General features: G+C 71.3%; 21 protein-coding genes. 7 read left to right on the forward strand and 14 right to left on the reverse strand.

Annotation, left to right across the window (positions count from 1 at the left end; translation table 11 throughout):
• The first annotated feature begins 5 nt into the window (after positions 1-5).
• Positions 6-455 carry a nuclear transport factor 2 family protein gene (locus ABZ956_RS21280; RefSeq protein WP_361895763.1) on the forward strand — a complete coding sequence of 150 codons (450 nt, stop codon included), beginning with the start codon at positions 6-8 and terminating at the stop codon, positions 453-455.
• A 31-nt stretch (positions 456-486) separates the two neighbouring features.
• Here ABZ956_RS21280 and ABZ956_RS21285 read toward each other — a convergent pair whose 3' ends face one another.
• A complete protein-coding gene (locus ABZ956_RS21285; RefSeq protein WP_361895766.1) occupies positions 487-762 on the reverse strand; it encodes a hypothetical protein in 276 nt (91 codons plus the stop codon).
• Between the two features lie 97 nt (positions 763-859).
• Positions 860-1,219: a hypothetical protein gene (locus ABZ956_RS21290; RefSeq protein ID WP_361895769.1), complete on the reverse strand. Its 360-nt coding sequence runs from the start codon at positions 1,217-1,219 to the stop codon at positions 860-862.
• 66 nt (positions 1,220-1,285) lie between these two features.
• Between ABZ956_RS21290 and ABZ956_RS21295 the strand changes: the two genes are divergently transcribed.
• On the forward strand, positions 1,286-1,726 hold the full coding sequence (locus ABZ956_RS21295) for an ankyrin repeat domain-containing protein (RefSeq protein ID WP_361895772.1): 441 nt from the start codon (positions 1,286-1,288) through the stop codon (positions 1,724-1,726).
• 11 nt (positions 1,727-1,737) lie between these two features.
• Here ABZ956_RS21295 and ABZ956_RS21300 read toward each other — a convergent pair whose 3' ends face one another.
• From ABZ956_RS21300 to ABZ956_RS21325, 6 genes are all read right to left on the reverse strand, one after another.
• Entirely contained in the window at positions 1,738-2,343 is a 606-nt protein-coding gene (locus ABZ956_RS21300; RefSeq protein ID WP_361895775.1) for a TetR/AcrR family transcriptional regulator, read from the reverse strand.
• 41 nt (positions 2,344-2,384) lie between these two features.
• Positions 2,385-3,347 (reverse strand): quinone oxidoreductase, encoded by a 963-nt coding sequence (locus ABZ956_RS21305; RefSeq protein WP_361895778.1) that lies wholly within the window; start codon positions 3,345-3,347, stop codon positions 2,385-2,387.
• A gap of 228 nt (positions 3,348-3,575) precedes the next feature.
• Complete coding sequence (locus ABZ956_RS21310; protein ID WP_361895781.1) at positions 3,576-4,826, reverse strand: serine hydrolase domain-containing protein; 1,251 nt, start codon at positions 4,824-4,826, stop codon at positions 3,576-3,578.
• A gap of 221 nt (positions 4,827-5,047) precedes the next feature.
• Positions 5,048-5,482: a DUF2267 domain-containing protein gene (locus ABZ956_RS21315; RefSeq protein ID WP_361895784.1), complete on the reverse strand. Its 435-nt coding sequence runs from the start codon at positions 5,480-5,482 to the stop codon at positions 5,048-5,050.
• A 49-nt stretch (positions 5,483-5,531) separates the two neighbouring features.
• Complete coding sequence (locus ABZ956_RS21320) at positions 5,532-5,927, reverse strand: DUF2267 domain-containing protein (protein ID WP_361895787.1); 396 nt, start codon at positions 5,925-5,927, stop codon at positions 5,532-5,534.
• Between the two features lie 113 nt (positions 5,928-6,040).
• Positions 6,041-6,475: an Hsp20/alpha crystallin family protein gene (locus tag ABZ956_RS21325; RefSeq protein ID WP_361895790.1), complete on the reverse strand. Its 435-nt coding sequence runs from the start codon at positions 6,473-6,475 to the stop codon at positions 6,041-6,043.
• A gap of 151 nt (positions 6,476-6,626) precedes the next feature.
• Here ABZ956_RS21325 and ABZ956_RS21330 point away from each other — a divergent pair, with 151 nt between their 5' ends.
• Positions 6,627-7,310 carry a type III effector protein gene (locus ABZ956_RS21330; protein WP_361895793.1) on the forward strand — a complete coding sequence of 228 codons (684 nt, stop codon included), beginning with the start codon at positions 6,627-6,629 and terminating at the stop codon, positions 7,308-7,310.
• Positions 7,311-7,363: 53 nt separating this feature from the next.
• Here ABZ956_RS21330 and ABZ956_RS21335 read toward each other — a convergent pair whose 3' ends face one another.
• The gene (locus ABZ956_RS21335; RefSeq protein ID WP_361895796.1) at positions 7,364-7,876 is read right to left on the reverse strand and encodes a hypothetical protein; all 513 of its coding nucleotides are present in this window, start codon (positions 7,874-7,876) and stop codon (positions 7,364-7,366) included.
• A gap of 258 nt (positions 7,877-8,134) precedes the next feature.
• Between ABZ956_RS21335 and ABZ956_RS21340 the strand changes: the two genes are divergently transcribed.
• Both ABZ956_RS21340 and ABZ956_RS21345 read left to right on the forward strand, forming a co-directional pair.
• On the forward strand, positions 8,135-8,854 hold the full coding sequence (locus ABZ956_RS21340) for a sulfite exporter TauE/SafE family protein (protein WP_361895799.1): 720 nt from the start codon (positions 8,135-8,137) through the stop codon (positions 8,852-8,854).
• A gap of 115 nt (positions 8,855-8,969) precedes the next feature.
• The gene (locus tag ABZ956_RS21345) at positions 8,970-9,629 is read left to right on the forward strand and encodes an endonuclease (protein ID WP_361895802.1); all 660 of its coding nucleotides are present in this window, start codon (positions 8,970-8,972) and stop codon (positions 9,627-9,629) included.
• 47 nt (positions 9,630-9,676) lie between these two features.
• On the opposite strand, the gene ligD is transcribed toward ABZ956_RS21345, so the two are convergent.
• Positions 9,677-10,621: a non-homologous end-joining DNA ligase gene (gene ligD, locus ABZ956_RS21350; protein ID WP_361895805.1), complete on the reverse strand. Its 945-nt coding sequence runs from the start codon at positions 10,619-10,621 to the stop codon at positions 9,677-9,679.
• A 16-nt stretch (positions 10,622-10,637) separates the two neighbouring features.
• Entirely contained in the window at positions 10,638-11,024 is a 387-nt protein-coding gene (locus tag ABZ956_RS21355; protein ID WP_361895991.1) for a DNA polymerase ligase N-terminal domain-containing protein, read from the reverse strand.
• On the opposite strand from ABZ956_RS21355, the gene ABZ956_RS21360 reads away from it, so the two are divergent.
• Positions 10,918-11,214 carry a DUF2267 domain-containing protein gene (locus ABZ956_RS21360; protein ID WP_361895808.1) on the forward strand — a complete coding sequence of 99 codons (297 nt, stop codon included), beginning with the start codon at positions 10,918-10,920 and terminating at the stop codon, positions 11,212-11,214. The two genes, ABZ956_RS21355 and ABZ956_RS21360, sit on opposite strands and share 107 nt — an antisense overlap.
• A gap of 10 nt (positions 11,215-11,224) precedes the next feature.
• On the opposite strand, the gene ABZ956_RS21365 is transcribed toward ABZ956_RS21360, so the two are convergent.
• The 3 genes from ABZ956_RS21365 to ABZ956_RS21375 all read right to left on the reverse strand — a co-directional run bounded on the left by ABZ956_RS21365 (position 11,225) and on the right by ABZ956_RS21375 (position 14,108).
• Positions 11,225-11,536, reverse strand: a complete 312-nt coding sequence (locus ABZ956_RS21365) for a thioredoxin family protein (RefSeq protein ID WP_361895811.1) — start codon at positions 11,534-11,536, stop codon at positions 11,225-11,227.
• Between the two features lie 196 nt (positions 11,537-11,732).
• Positions 11,733-13,454 (reverse strand): acyl-CoA dehydrogenase family protein, encoded by a 1,722-nt coding sequence (locus ABZ956_RS21370; RefSeq protein WP_361895814.1) that lies wholly within the window; start codon positions 13,452-13,454, stop codon positions 11,733-11,735.
• Positions 13,455-13,550: 96 nt separating this feature from the next.
• Positions 13,551-14,108: a PadR family transcriptional regulator gene (locus ABZ956_RS21375; RefSeq protein ID WP_361895817.1), complete on the reverse strand. Its 558-nt coding sequence runs from the start codon at positions 14,106-14,108 to the stop codon at positions 13,551-13,553.
• Positions 14,109-14,274: 166 nt separating this feature from the next.
• Here ABZ956_RS21375 and ABZ956_RS21380 point away from each other — a divergent pair, with 166 nt between their 5' ends.
• Positions 14,275-15,252 (forward strand): PrsW family intramembrane metalloprotease, encoded by a 978-nt coding sequence (locus ABZ956_RS21380; protein ID WP_361895820.1) that lies wholly within the window; start codon positions 14,275-14,277, stop codon positions 15,250-15,252.
• Positions 15,253-15,316 lie beyond the last annotated feature (64 nt).

Here is a 15,316-nt window from a genome sequence, read left to right on the forward strand (position 1 = left end):
GCGGCATGACACCTTCATCCGAGACGGCCTCCGTGGCCGCCGTTCTCACCGGTATGTATGCGGCCGAGACGGAGTACCTGGCGGCGGGAGGGCCAGGCACAGCTTCATTCGGTCTGCTCGCTCCGTTCTTCGCGCCCGATGTCGTGCTGCATCAAGCCGAAGCGCTTCCCTATGGCGGGACCTGGCGCGGGCATTCGGGCATGGAACGGTTCTTCCTCGCGATGGCCCGGACGTGGGAGTCGTTCGACATGGCGGAGCAGGAGTTCCTCGCCATAGGTGAGACCACGGTGGTTCTCACGCGAGTCCGTGCCCGTGCTCGCGCCACCGGACGGGAACTCGACTTCCCGATCCTGCAGACGATCAAGGTCGAGCAGGGCCGGATCGTCGAGGTCCGTCCCTTCTACTGGGACACCCGGGCGATCGCCGATGCCTGCGGATCCGCCGGCATCGGCTGACCGCTACCGCCGCCGCTCCCCGAAGGCCGTACTACCCGCCGTACTCCTCGTCGTGAATCGGCGCGTCCGGCAGTTCGCTCGCCAGCGACTCCCGGTAGCGGACGCAGCCACGCATGAATCGCGGCCAAGGCGGCACCGCCACGTCCGGCTCCACCCGCTCCGGCAGCAGGCCCCACAGCTGCGGGTGGTGCCAGCACAAGTCGTGCCCCGAACTGTCCCGGTGCGCGCGAATGCCCGCGCGCAGCCGTCGCACCTCGGCCTCCAGTTGCTCACGGCTCAGCCGGCGCAGGTCGTCGTCCAGGTCCACAGCCCCACACCCTAAGCACCCCGGGAACCCATCAGCGGCAACCGCACCGCACCCAGCCGGACGCATCACCCCGCAAGCCGTTCCGCAGGCGTCATGGTCAAGTCAACGGAGCCCAGTCCAGCGCCCTCCGCCACTCCACGCCGCCCCGCGCCCAGTCGTTCATGATGCGGGCGAGTGGCTCGACGCCGTCGAGGGAGGACTGGGCGGGAAGGTGCCCCACGAAATGCCGTCCCGGGTCGCCCTCGCGGTACTCGACCGTGTAGCTACCGTCGTCGTTCAGGCAGGCCTGAATGTAGTGCTGGCCGGTAGGCTCCCGGTCGGTCCGCTCGACGACGAGGTAAGGGCAGTTCCCGGACAGGTCGGCCAGCAAGTCGTGCACGGCTGTTGCGGAAGGCTCGTCCACGACCACACCGCCCGCGTCCAGTGCCCGCACCAGGGGCATCACACGTCTCTCCATGGCGCCGACTGTAATGGGCGCGCCCTAGGTGCATCTGGTGGTGCGGGGTCGCTAACCTCTGCCTCCATGAACCAGCGGCGGCGGAAGAAGCTCTCCCGCCATCTCTTCGAAGCGATTTGGATGGGTGACACCGCCCGCGCCAAGACGCTTCTGCGGGCCGGAGTCGACCCGGAGCGACGGGACAGTGAGGGCACCACCCCTCTATATGAGGCATGCGTGAACGGGAAAGCCGGGATCGCCCGTCTGCTGTTGGCGGCCGGGGCCTTTCCCGACGCCGAGAGTGGCGGACCCGGCTCGGAGGGCACGCCGTTGTGCGCAGCCGCATGCTGGGGGCACACCGAAACGGTGCGTGAACTGTTGGCGCACGGCGCCGATCCGAACCTTCGTGAAGATCACGGTACGGGCTGGTCGCCCCTGGACTGGGCGAACAACGGCCCCCACCCTGAAACGGCCGATCTCCTCACCACAGCCGGAGCAACCCCCACGAGGGAACCGTGGAGATCGTAGGGGCATCCGTTTCAACGGTCCCGGTGGTGTCCGGGGGCGCCCAGGTGGGCGAGCCCCAGGTCGAGGGCGGCCTCCAGGTGGGCGGTGCTGCCCGTGGTGAGGAGGATCAGTACGCCGCCCTGGATGCCGGCCAGGAGGGCCGCGGCCTCGCGGTCGGCGTCCAGGTGGGGGGCGGTCTCGCCGCTGTCCCGCATGTGGCGGATGCCGGCGGCGAGTTGCTGCTGCCACTGGGCGAGTAGTTCGCCGGCCACGGTCCGCGCGGCGTCGGAGGCCGTGCCCAGCTGGGAGAGGGCCGCGTGCAGGGGGCAGTCGGTGCCCTGTTCGCGGTAGCGGGCGACGACCTTGTCGCGCCACTGGTACCAGGCCGTCCAGGAGGTGAGCGAGCCCAGCTCGGGCTGCTGGTCGTCCATCACCCGGGCCGCTTCGTGCCGGGCCACGGCGAGGAGCAGTTCGTCCTTCCCGCCGGGGAAGTAGTGGAAGAGCTGGCTCTTGCTGGTCGCCGTGCGGGCCATGACGTCCTCGAGCCGCAGCGAGAACACGCCCTGTTCCCTGATCTGCCCGGCGGCGCCCTCGACGATGCGCTGCCTGGTCGCGGCGCCCTTGCGGGTCAACGGCACGTGTCCTCCTGGTGCGAGTTGTGGCATCCCATGGCAGTCGGTCAGGGCAGGAGCAGCAGCTTGCCGGTGGTCCGGCGCGACTCGATGTCGGCGTGGGCCCGGGCCGCGTCCGCGAGGGCGTAGCGGCCGGTGACGCGCGGTGCGAGCCGCCCGTTCAGGACCAGGTCGAACACCTCGCCGGTCCGTCGCAGCAGGGCCTCGCGGGTGGCGACGTGGTGGTGCACCACGGGGTAGGTCAGCAGGATGCTGTTGGGCAGATCGGTGGGCCGCAGGGTCGGGACGCCCATGAAGGGGCCGTAGTAGGCGTGCACCCCGTGCGGGCGCAGGGCCAGCTGGGAGGAGCGGAACGTCCCCGTGCCGCCGCCGTCGTAGACGACGTCGGCTCCCCGTCCGCCGGTCAGCTCCCTGATCCGTTCCTCGAAGCCGCCGCCGGAGTGGACCAGCACGTGGTCGGCGCCGGCCTCCCTCGCGACAGGCGCCTTCTCCTCGCGGGAGACCAGGCCGATCACACGGCCGCCGCGTGCCCTGACCATCTGCGTCAGCAGCCGGCCCACTCCGCCCGCCGCCGCGTGCACCACGGCGGTGTCGCCGGGGGCGATCGGATAGGTCTCGGTGCTCAGGTGGCTGGCGGTCAGGCCCTGCATCATCACGGCGGCGGCCGTCTCGTCACTGACACCGTCGGCCACCTTGACCAGCGAGTCCGCCGGTATGGCGATCATCTCGGCGTAGCTGCCCGGGTGGTAGAACCAGGCCACCCGGTCGCCGACGGCCAGGTCCCGTACCCCTTCGCCGAGGGCGGTGACGTAGCCCATTCCCTCGGCGCCGAGGATCGCGGGGGCCGTCCAGCCCGGGCCGCCCTGCGCGCGGGCGCCGATGTCCATGTAGTTCACCCCGGCGGCGCCGAGCCGCACCAGCGCCTCACCGGGCCCGGGTGAGGGGTCCGGCAGCTCGGTCCAGCGCATGACCTCGGGACCGCCGTGCTCCTCGATACGGATCGCGTGCATGGATGACGCCTCTCTGCGCAAGCGGGCGCGTCGCCCGCGAATGGCAGCACGGTAGGTCGCCGGAATTGGACCGGCAAGTCCAACCTGCTGTCCCACGCAGCGAGTTGGCCGCTCCAGCACCTCCCCAGAGGATCATCAGTCGGACAGGCCCCAGGGGGCCGACGGCCGCGCGTGACCGGGCACCCAAGGGCCTGTCGGTCTGCCTGTAGAACTGCCTGTCGGTCTCCCCTATCGCAGGATGTTGAGCGCGCCGCGAAGCGGCAGTCGCCCCTTCGTCGGCTTGTCCGCCGAGCCGCAGAGCGCCTTGTCCAGCAGGGCTTCGAACACCGCGCCCCCCGAGGCGTCCTTGCCGTAGGGGGTGTTCGACAGTGCCAGGCTGCGGCTGCCGTTCTCGTTGCCGAGCATCACCGTCGAGTATCCGGCGATGCCTCCGAGGTGGCCCCATACAGGGCCGCAGGCCGTGTCGTAGCGGATCACGCCGAGGCCGTACTCGGCGCCCAGGTCGGGTGCGGGGACGGTCTTCTTCAGCTCGGCGAGCTGGGCTGCCGGCAGGAGCCGGCCGCCGAAGAGCGCCGCGTAGAAGCGGTTGAGGTCGTGGGTGGAGGAGATGCCGGCGCCGGCCGCGCCGGCGACGGTGGTGTTGATCCGGCTGACGTCGGCCGGGCCCTCCGGCAAGGGCAGGTACGCCTTGGCGTGCGGGCCGGGGATGCGCGTGGACGTGGTGGGCATGCTGGTGTCGTCCAGTCGCAGCGGGCGGATCACGCGCCGGTCCACCTCGCGCTGCCACGTACTGCCGGAGACCTTTTCGATCAGCATCCCCACCAGGATGTAGTTGGTGTTGGAGTACTTCCAGCCCTGCCCGGGCGCGAAGTAGGGGTCGTGCTGGTTGGCGACGTCGACCAGGTGCCGTGCGCTGTAGGTCGTCCACCGCCCCTCCGCCAGGTACCGGCGCACGCTCGCCTCGTCGTCGAGAGCGAATTCCGGGTCGTCGGTGTAGTCGAAGAGGCCGCTGGTGTGGTTGAGCAGCTGGCGCACGGTGATGTTCGCGCCGTTGGGTACGACGCCGGGCAGGTACCGCTGGATGGGATCGTCCAGACGGACCTTCTTCTCGGCGACCAATTGAAGCGTCACGGCGGCGGCGAAGGTCTTGGTGACGCTGCCGATCCTGAACCTGCCGTCGGCACGGGCCCGTTCGCCGGTCGTGAGGTCGGCCTTTCCGGCCGCTCCCCGCCATGCGATACGGCCGCGGTCGCGCAGCTCGGCGAGCGCGGCCGTCGCGCCGGCCTTGTCGACCAATGCTCTGAGGTCCGCCCCCAGGTCGACGGGCTGGTGACGACCGTCCGAGACCGGCGTCGACGGGGCCGGGGCGGCTGACGCCACCGGTGCGAGCGCGAGTACGGTCGCACCGGCGAGCGCGGCGGCGGCCGCCCTCAGAACCGCACGACGCCCGTGCCGGGCCCTTGGCTGGCTGTCGTTCATCTCTGTCCCCTCCCAGGGCCGGGGCGTTCCCACCAGCCCGCTGCGCAACAGCGTCGCAGCCCGGCCCCAGCGGGGCGTCCCCCGCAAGTACAGCGCGGCTCCCCCTCCGGGAGGGAGCGTCGACCCTGATGATTCTCAGGGCCGTGTGAGACCTGATGGCCCGTGAGAAGTACTCCACTGGGCGTACAGGGCGAGCCGCTCCCCCTCCCCCGGAGACGGCGTCAAGCGGGCTGGACGAGTTCGGCGCGGCCGAACAAGAGCGCGTAGCCGGAGGGGAGTTGGGCGAGGATACGGTTGAGGAGTGCGTCACCGGCGAGCTGCGCCACGAGGTGGAAGACGGTGCCGGTGTCCCAACGGGTCGTGGCGAGGGTGCCACCGGTGCGGGTGGCGAGGTCCTTCACGAAGCCCCAGCCGGTGAGGGGCTCGGGGCGGGGAATCTGACCGGTGAAGGTGAGGGCGGCCTCGAGGGGCAGCCGGGACGCGAGCTCGACGCGTTCGTCGCCGGTGAGCTGCCGGCCCAGCGCGGCCAGCACGGCGTGCACGGCCTGCGCGGCTCGTTCGCGGGTGGGGTACGCGCCCTCGTACCTCACCCTCTCCAGCATCTGGTCGAACGTCATGCCCTCCGTGGACCGGCACGGCTCGTACGGGGAGATCATCGGTGGCGAAGTTACCTTTCTCGTCCATGGGTCTTCGGGATATGAGCCGCTATCCGCGCTGGGGGCGGCCGAAGAGCAGGTCGTAGCCCGGCGGGAGCTGCAGCAGGACACGGCGGGTGAGGTCTTCGCCCGCGGCGTCCGCGGTCACGCTGAGCACGGCGCCGACGTCCCACGTCGCGGTCTGTTCGGTGGCTCCCTCGATCCACGCCGCGGTGGCGCGCACGAATCGCTCGGGAGGCAGCGGTTCACTCGCCTGCAGCGGGTTGAGCAGGATGAGCGCGAACGCTTCGGGCAGGCGGGCGGCCAGTTCGGCCCGTACCTCGCCCACGAGGTGCGCGCCCAGCAGCGCCAGAACCGTACGCGCGGCTCGTTCTGCTTCCTGGTGCGTGTCGTACTCGCCGCGTTCCCGCACCTGATCGAGGAACGCCTCCCATCGCATGGCCATGACTGTCCCCTTGCTGTCCCCCCTGCTGTCCGCTCTTGACTGCGGCGGTGCGAGGGGGACGGGCCGGCGGGGCCCGTCCCCCCGCCTGCGCCGGCACGCGGCGGGGAAGCGCCTCAGCCGGTGATCTGCTGCTTCCCGCCGCCCCCGCCGATGGCGATCTTGCGGGGCTTGGCGCGCTCGCTGATCGGAATGCGCAGGGTCAGAACACCCGCCTCGTAGTCGGCCTTGACGTGCTCGGTGTCCAGGGTGTCGGCCAGCATCAGCTGGCGGGAGAAGACGCCCACGGGACGCTCGGAGAGCTCCATCTGCACCTCGTCGGCCTTGACCGTCGGCCGGCGCTCGGCCTTGACCGTCAGCATGTTCCGCTCGACGTCGATGTCGATCGCGTCCGGGAAGACACCGGGCAGGTCGAGGGCGATGACGTAGTCATCACCTTCACGATAGGCGTCCATCGGCATCGCCGAGGGCCTCGACCAGGTGCCGCTCTGGTTCAGCAGCTGCTGGGCGAGCCGGTCGAGATCGCGGAAGGGGTCGGTGCGCATCAACATCACGAAACACCTCCAGCTGTCACGCACTGTGTGCTCATGCGCTTCACCTCCCACCCGTTGTAACATGTCATCCAAGTGATGACAAGGAGGATGTCGTCGGGAGAGCGACACGCCACTCGACGCACGACTCGACACCCCGCGGAGGAGCTCCATGACCGCTGCCGACCAGCCGACCGAGCCCCGCGCCCCCGGCCCGACGCCGACGTCGTTCCTCGCCGCGAAGACAGCGCTGAGCACGATCGAGGAGGCGCTGCGCGCCGCCCGGACCCCGCAGGACGGGCAGCGGCCGGAGTCCTCCCCCGCCAGCTCCGAGCAGGCACTGGCCGCGCTGCTGCTGCTGCGCGAGGTGCGCGACCAGCTCGCCGGGTGGGAGCCGGGGCTGATCGAAGCGGCCCGGGAGGCGGGGGCGAGCTGGGCCGACCTGGCTCACCCCCTCGGCGTCGCGAGCCGCCAGGCCGCCGAACGCCGCTACCTTCGCGTCCGCCCGGGGACCCCCGGCACCACCGGCGAACAGCGCGTGCAGGCCACCCGTGACCGCCGTGCCGCCGACCGGACCGTCAGCGCGTGGGCCCGCGACAACGCCGCCGGCCTGCGCCAGCTCGCCGGTCAGATCACCGCGCTCACCGACCTCCCCGCCGACGCCCGCGTCCCCCTGGCCCACCTCACCCGCGCCCTCGCCGACAACGACGCCGCCCGACTCGTCGCTCCCCTCGCCGGCACCCATGCCTACCTGCGGGCCGGCCACCCGGACCTCGCGGCGCGCGTCGACGACATCACCCACCACACCCACCGGCTCCGCCTGAACAGCAGCGACCAGCGCCGGAACGGCACCTGACGTACCGCGCACGGCCGCGTGGACAGCGGCGGCCCAGGATCATCCGGCCTGGATCATCGCTGCAGCTCAGCGGTGAATCCCTGGTCGATGGTGAAAATCGTGACGTCGCCGCCCGAACGTGCGGTGCCGCTCCCCGACTCGGTCTCCGTGGCGGGGTGGAAGGCACCGGACGTGGTGGTGCCGCTGCCGGACTCCGATGCCTGCCCGGCATTCGTGACGAAGGTTCTGGTCATCTCGAGGGCCGTCGTCTCACCGGTGTTGAAGGTGAGGGTGTCCTGCGTCTCGGTCGTCACCGTGGACCCCGACACGGAGAACGAGCCCCGCATCCTGATCTCGGCGGACGTGATGTCGGGCCGGCCGGGCGCGGTGCAGGTGAGATCCCCGCTGCCCTGGGCGTCCCCGACGAACCCGCCGACCGTCATTCCGAAACTGCCGGAACAGCGGACGAGTGTGGTGGCCGCGGGTTCCGCCGCGACGGCGGCGGGCACTGGTCCGAACGCGAGCCACCCGGCGGCGAGCACCGCGCCGGCGCATCGACGCGCGGCCACGATCGCATACATGGTCATTCGCCCTCCCTGCTCATCGGCCGATCCCGCCGTGCGGCGGGATCGTAGGGGAGGACGGTGCGCACCATCCCTGAGCGAATTGTCCTATTCCTGTCACGGGGACGCCATCACTCACTCAGGTGAGGAGGCGCCGACGACAGCCCGCTACGCCACCTGGGTCATCCCGGACAGTGCGGCGCCCGGCTTCCTGCGGGCTGTCGCCGTACTGTGAGCCGCGATGTCGCCCCGAACCGCTGCCTGCGCCGACGGGAAACCGCCGTGCTGACCGCCGTGCTCGTGGTGGCGGCGACGTTCGCCACCTCGGTGCTGTCGGCTGTCGCCGGGTTCGGGGGCGGCGTGCTGCTGCTGTCCGTCTTCATCGCCGTCTTCGGTGTCCGCGACGCGGTGGCCATCCTCACCGTCGCCCAGCTGGCCAGCACGGTGAGCCGGGTGTGGTTCAACCGCCGGGAGATCGACCGCCGTCTGGTGCGGGTGTTCTCCCTGGGGGCCGTGCCGGCGGCGGTGGCGGGTGCCCTCCTGTTCAGCGCGGTCTCGCTGCCCGTCCTCACGCGGGTCATCGGCGCCCTCGTCCTGGCCATGGTCGTCTGGCGCCGCTGGCGACCCCGCAGCCTCAGGCTCGACGACACCGCCTTCGCCGCCGTCGGTGCGGCGTCCGGGTTCGGCTCGGCCCTGATGGGGGCGGCCGGGCCCATGGTCGCGCCGTTCTTCCTGGCCCGCGGGCTGGTACGGGGCGCCTACATCGGGACCGAAGCCGCAGCCGCCCTGGTGATGCACCTGGTCAAACTGCTCGTGTTCGGCGCCGTCGCCGTCCTGACCACCAGCAGTGCCCTGACCGGCCTGGCCCTTGCCCCGGCGGCCGCCGCGGGGGCCTGGGCGGGCAAGAAGATCACCGACCGGCTCCCCGTACCCGTCTTCGTCGCCGTCGTCGAGGTGGCACTCGTCGTCGCGGGTCTCCTCCTCCTCATCACCGGAGGATGAGACTCGTCACCGGAGGATGAGACCCATCAGCGGAGGTGATCCATCCGGCACAAAGCGGGGCGCGCGCCGGGGCGTCGGTCGACCGGAAGGGACCGGGCCACGGCAGACTCGTTCCATGAGCACCGGGGACCGGGACATCGCCGCGGCGCTGCTGCGATCGCACGGGCAGACGTACGCCGAAGAGGCCGGCATCCGGCTGCGGGACACCCCGCAGCCGCTGTACCGGCTCGTCGTGCTCGCCTGCCTGCTCAGCGCGCGTATCCGGGCGTCCATCGCGGCCGACACCGCGCGCAGCCTGGCGGAGGCCGGGATGAAGGACCCGCGGCGGATGGCCGGAGCCACATGGCAGCAGCGTGTGGACGCGCTGGGCAAGGGCGGCTACCGCCGGTACGACGAGCGCACCGCCACCCAGCTCGGCGACGGCGCGCAGCTGCTGCTCGACCGCTATCGCGGGGACGTCCGGCGCATGCGCGAGGAGGCGGACGGCGATCCCGGGCGGCTGCGGAAGCTGCTGCAGGAGATTCCGGGGCTCGGTCCGACGGGCGCGGACATCTTCCTGCGCGAGGTGCAGGGCGTGTGGCCGGAGGTGTATCCGAGCTTCGGCGGCAAGGCCGGTGAGGGAGCCGAACGCCTGGGGCTGCCGCGCGACCCCGGCGCACTGGCCCGACTGGTCAAGCGTGAGCAGGCCCCGGCGTTCGCCGCCGCGTTGGTGAGGGCGGCACTGGATAAGGAGATCGCCGACGACGTGCGGAAGACCGCCCGGGAAGGTGACTGAAGGGGCGCCAGGGGCCTGCGGGCTTGAAGGGGACGTCGGCGAGGCGCTCAGCCGCCTGTGCGCAGCGCTTCGAGCCGGCGGCGTGCCGGTCCCAGTGACCGGCCGCGTACCGTCCTGTCGTCCTGCCAGGGGTCGTGGTCGAGGCGGCTGCCGATCGTGGTGAGGGTCCAGCGGTCCGAGGTCAGCTCCGGTTCGTCGACCTCGTCCCAGCTCAGCGGGGTGGCCACGGGGGCGCCGGGCCGGGCCCGGACGGCGTAGGGGGCGACGGCCGTCTGGGCGTAGGCGTTGCGCTGGGTGTCGAGGTAGAGGCGGCCCCGGCGGGCCGCTTTGCGCGGCTCGGTGGTCAGCCGGTCCGGATGGCGGGCGGCGAGCAGGTCCGCCAGGTCGCGGGCGAAGGCGCGGACGTCGTCGAACGGCGTGCGCCGGTCCAGAGGGACGAGGACGTGCAGGCCGCGCGATCCGGTGGTCATGACCATGGAGGGCAGCCGGAGTTCGTCCAGCAGGTCCCGCAGCAGCAGGGCCGCTTCCCTGACGGGGGCGAAGTCGTGCCCGGGCGGGTCGAGGTCGATGACCAGCCGGTCGGGGCAGTCCGGACGGTCGGCCCGGGCGAGCCAGCGGTGCGGCGTGACGCACGCCTGCCCGGCGAGGTAGACCAGGGTCGCGGTGTCGTCGCAGAGGACGTGGGTGACCGTACCGCCCTCTTTGGCGAGTTCCGCACGGTGCACCCAGTCGGGGAAGTAGTCGGGGACGTCCTTTTGGAGGAAGCACTCGCCCTCCACCCCGTCCGGGCAGCGCTCCAGCATCAGCGGCCGGCCGCGCAGATGCGGCAGCATGCGCCGGGCGGCCGTGCGGTAGTACTCGGCGAGATCGGCCTTGGTGAGAGCGGTCTCATCGGTGCCGCCCCCGGTACGGCCACGGGTGCCGCCGGCGGGGAAGAGCACCTTGTCGGGGCGGCTGATCTCCACGGTATGCCGGCCGGCACGGATCCTCATGGCGTTCCCCTTCCGGTCACCCGCTCTCCGCGGCGCTCTCGGCCCGTACCTGCCGCAGGGTGCGCCCCGTACGGGCCGAGCGGGCCCGGGCGGGGTCGGGTGAGCCGTGTGCGGCGGCGTGCCGGTCCTTCCGTTTGACCAGGACCGATGCCTCGTCGCGGCCTTCGCGCATCCTGGTGAGCGAATATCCGCCGCGCAGTTTGCTCCCGTCCATCCAGAACGACGCGTGGCCGTGCCGCAGTGCCTCGGCCATCGGCACTTCGCTGCCGTCGCGGCCGGTGGTCTCGTTGCGGTAGGTGCCCTCGTCCCAGACGATGACCGTCCCGGCGCCGGCCCGGCTGCCCGGCGAGGCCGGTGAGGCGCTGCTCGCCGAGGCACACGACGTGCCGCGCCCGTGGGACAGCGGGGAGTTCGTCGAACGCCTCGCGCACGTTTTCGGCACCTCGGAGCCGGAAGCGACGGCCGACGCGGTAGCCGTGCTCGGCGCCGTCGGTGATGCCGTCGGCGACGAGGGGACCGAGGTGCTGTTGGGGGCGCTGCCTGCCGGCTTCACCGTCTTCTTCAGCCGGCCCGGCAGGGGTCGCCACGGCTGAACGGGTGCCGTCACGAGCTTCCCGTGCGTGCTTGGTCGATCAGATCCCGCAGTGTCTGCGGATGGGGTGCCACGACCTCGGCGAGTTTGGTGCCCTTGCGGAATGCCATGAAGACGGGCACGGGCCCGACGCCCGCCTTCTGGGCGATCTCGAACGCGCCGTCGATGTCCACCGAGAGGAAGTCGACGGTGTCGGCGTATTCGGGAAGTCCGGAGAGCCGTTCGAAGACAGGGCCGATCACCCGGCAGAGCGGGGCCCATGTCGCACAGAAGCCCACCACGACAGGCTTGTCCTGGCTGATGGCCACCTCGAACTCTGTCAAGCTCGTCAGCGGTGTGACAGCCATATGCTCCGGCCCCTCGACGCGTCGATTCTCAACCCTGCAGCGCCCGGGAAGCGGCGCGGCTCACGCAGCTCACCGTTCCACGACTCCCGCCGTCGCGCACGCCGACAGCCGCGAACCCCGCCGGGCACGCCGGCCCGCGCGGTGGCGGACCGGCGTCCCTTTCCCTCCGGTGTTACGGCGCCATCTCGTACGCCCCGGACAGCGCCTCGACGCGCTCCCATACGCGCGCCGAGCGGGCCTCGTCGACGACCGGGCGGCGGACCGCGCCCAGGGCCCAGTGCTGCTGGGCCTCGGTGGCGGAGTCCTTGCCGTGGAGCTCGACGGCGTGCGCGGAGAAGTCGCGGACGAGGACGGCGAACAGTTCGTCGAGGACGTCCTCGTCGAGGCCGCTCAGGCGTGCCTGTTCCAGGATCAGCTGGCCGTGCACGACGAGCGCGAACAGCTGGCCGACGGCGAGGAGGAGATCGAGGTCGCGGCTCTGCTCCTCGTCGGGGGCCGCGGTGGTGACGAACTCGCACAGCGCGTCCGCCTGCTCGCGGAAGCGGGCCACGTTCGGTACGCCGGCGTAGGCGTCGTAGGCGGTGCGCCAGTCGTGGAAGCGGATGGCGCCGAGGCCGCGGGCCGGTCCCTGCCGGAAGAGGAACGCGTCGTCGGCCGCGTCCAGGCGGGTCGGCACGGGCGCGTACTCGGCCGGGTTCAGCAGGTGGTTGCCCATGAACTTGAGGATCAGCGCGAGGTTGACGTGGACGGTGCCCTCGAGCTTCGGCAGGCCCCGGATCTCGGTGGCGGCCTGGGCGAAGTAGGTGTCCTTCTCGAAGCCCTTGGCCGCGATGACGTCCCACATCAGGTCGATGACCTTCTCGCCTTCCGTGGTCACCTTCATCTTCGTCATGGGGTTGAAGAGCAAGTAGCGGCGGTCGTCGGGACCGGCGGAGCGGAAGTAGTCGACGGCGCGGTCGCTGAAGAGCTTCATCCCGACGAGGCGGACGTAGGCGTCGGTCAGCTCGCGGCGCACGTGCGGGAAGGCGGTCACGGGGCGGCCGTAGAGGACGCGGTTGTGCGCGTGGGTGACGGCCTCGTACATCGCGTGCTCGCAGATGCCGATGGAGGCCGTGCAGAGGTTGAACTTGCCGACGTTGACGGTGTTGAGGGCGGCGTCGAAGGCGGCGCGGCCGGTGTGCAGGACGTCGTCGGCGGCGACCGGGTAGTTCTCGAGGCGGAACTCGCTGACGTACTTCGAGGAGTCGACGACGTTCTTCACGAGGTGGTACGACGGGTGGCGGCTGTCGGCGGCGAAGAAGACGTAGCCGTCGGGCCCCTCGATGTCGGTGCGGCGGCCGAAGACGGAGACGAGCCCGGCGGCGTTGCCGTTGCCTATGTAGTACTTGGAGCCGCTGGCCCGGAAGCCGCCGTCGCCTTCGGGCTCCAGGAGCATGTCGGTGGAGTAGATGTCGGCGCCGTGGGTCTTCTCGGACAGGCCGAAGGCGAACACCTCGCCCTGGGAGAGGAGCTCGGCCGCGCGGGTGCGAGCGGCGGCGTTGTCGCTCTGCCAGACCGGGCCGAGGCCGAGAATGGTGACCTGCCACGCGTACCAGTAGTCGAGCCCGTAGAAGCCGAAGATCTCGTTGAGGGCGGCGATCCGGGCGGTGTCCCAGCGCTTGTCCTCCTGGCCGGCGGCGGCCGCGGCGGGCGTGAGGAACGTCGCGAACAGCCCCTCCTTGGCGGAGAACGCGAGGAAGTCCGCCAGCCAGGCACGGGAGCGGTAGTCCTCGATCAGCTTGCGCTTGCCGCGCTCCTCGAACCAGTCGACGGTGGCGCGCAGCAGCCTGCGGGTCTCGGGGTCGAAGTGCGCGGGGTCGTAGGTGCGCGGGTTGAACAGCAGCTGGTCGGTCATGGAGGTTCGCCTCTCCGACTCGGGAGTTGGGAATGGTGGTTGGGGATGGGACGGGGCGGGGACAGGGACGGGGACGGGGCGGATTCGGCGCCGGGTTCAGCGCTCGGCACGGATCCGGTACAGCGTGGCGAGTACGTCGTCGAGCCAGGCGAGCGTCATCCGCTCGTAGGCGATGCCGCCGCGCAGGACGACGTGTTGCAGTTCCCGTCCGGCGTCGGGCGTCGTGGGGGCCTCGGGTCCGGTGAAGTCGCGCAGTTCCCCGGCGAGGTAGTGCGTGAGCCGGTCGGTGTGCGCCTGGTGGTGCCGCTCGACCTCGCGGATGAGGGCGGCCGGGTCGTCGAAGGCCGCGCCCCGGATCTTCACGGCGAGGTCGTGCCGGACGCTCTCGGGCTCGATCGGTTCGTGCAGCCACTGGGAGAGGGCGGCCCGCCCGAGGGCGGCGACGGAGTACTCCTTCTTGTCCGGCCTGCCCTGCTGCGGCACCTCGCGGACGTCGATCCAGCCGTCGCCCTCCATCCGCTTGAGGACGCGGTAGATCTGCTGATGGGTGGCGGTCCAGAAGTAGCCGATGGACCGCTCGAACCGCCGGGCCAGCTCATAGCCGGAGCCCGGCTTCTCCAGCAGAGAGACGAGGATCGCGTGCTCGAGCGCCATACCCCGGATCCTGCTATGCAACTCGTTTCATAGGCAAGCATCGGCCGTCCGGGTGAGACGCGGCTCACCCGGACGGCCGGGGCAGAGCAGGGGCGTGGACGCGGCAGGCACGCCCACCGCCAGCCCTAAGATCAACCCAAAGCAGGCAAACCAGGAGGAACCCCCTATGGCGCATCCCGTCGGCCCCGGTGACGCTCCAGGGCCTCCCCCACCGCCGCCGGGCGTGCCGCCCGCGCGAACGCGCCTGTGGTGGCGTTGCCTGGTCGGCGGGGTACTGCTGTGGGCGGCCACGGCCGTGGTCACCTACGGCACACGGAACACCAACCTGCTGCCGACGCTCATCCTGCTGGGCAGCTTCCTGACGCCGACGGTATTCGTCCTGTGGGCCTACGAACGGGACGGCCGCGCCCTCGGAGCCGGCCTGATCCTGGGGTGCTTCGCGCTGGGTGGCCTGCTCGGTGTGCTCGGCGCGTCGGTGCTGGAGGCCTATCTCCTGCACCCGTCGGTGGGCCTGTTCCTCGGCGTCGGCCTGATCGAGGAAGCCGTCAAGATCGTCGCGCTGATGCTCGTCCTCCGCCGCCACCCGCACGTGTCGGGGGTCCGGGCCGGACTCGTCCTCGGCGCCGCGGTCGGCTTCGGATTCGCCGCGTTCGAAAGCGCCGGCTACGCCTTCAACGCGGTCACCACCGTCCACGGGCTCAACTTCCGCGCCCTGATCGAGACCGAGATCCTGCGCGGAGTGCTCGCCCCCTTCGGCCACGGGCTGTGGACCGCCATCGCCGGTGGCGTGCTGCTCGCCTGTCGCGAGCCGGGCGGCAGGTTCCGCTTCACCGCGCCTGTCGTGGGCACCTATCTCGGCGTCGCCATGCTGCACGCTCTGTGGGACTCCATGCACGGAATCGCGGTATGGCTCGTCATCCTGCTCACCAGCACCACTCTGGACACTCAGCTCTTCGCCAACGGCTATCTGCCCGAGCCCACCGCCGAACAGAAACACCTGTTCACCGTCTTCTCGGTCGGTGGCCTCGTCGTCGTCACCCTCGCCGGCCTGAGCTGGCTGCTCGCACTCGCCCGGAGCGGAGCCCGGCCGCCCAAGCCCGCCCCACCGCTCTGGGGCGAGCGCCGCAGTCCCCCCGGCGGCTGACATGCCGGGGGGCCGATGGCGATCTCACGCTCACACGAGGCGGGCGGATGCCGCCACTCTGTCG

This window comes from Streptomyces sp. NPDC046261 (assembly GCF_040646235.1).
In the GTDB taxonomy this organism is placed as follows: Bacteria; Actinomycetota; Actinomycetes; order Streptomycetales; family Streptomycetaceae; genus Streptomyces.